The 280-nt window shown below is 63.2% G+C and carries 1 protein-coding gene; it reads left to right on the forward strand.

The window, feature by feature from the left end; genetic code table 11:
- A partial coding sequence (locus EN852_RS43320) for a GDCCVxC domain-containing (seleno)protein (RefSeq protein ID WP_281407879.1) occupies positions 1 to 174 on the forward strand: 174 nt, incomplete at its 5' end.
- Positions 175 to 280 lie beyond the last annotated feature (106 nt).

Genomic DNA, 280 nt, shown 5'->3' on the forward strand with positions numbered 1-280 from the left:
GCCGACGCTTGCCTCTTCTTCTACGAATGCCGGGAGTGCGGGACGTTGCTTCGACCGAAGACGGGAGATTGCTGCGTGTTCTGCTCCTATGGAGACGTTCCGTGCCCGCCGATTCAGGAGGCCCGCGCGGGACGACAGTCCGCGTGTTGCGGCGACAGAGATCGTCACGGCTAGCGAAATCGCGCCGGATCGTGAGGCTCGCCCCGAATCCACGAGCCTGGTCCGATCGGGCTTGACCTTCCAGCTACTGGAACCCTTAGGTTCGGTCGCGAAGTCTTCC

The organism is Mesorhizobium sp. M2E.F.Ca.ET.209.01.1.1 (assembly GCF_004010375.2).
GTDB lineage: Bacteria > Pseudomonadota > Alphaproteobacteria > Rhizobiales > Rhizobiaceae > Mesorhizobium.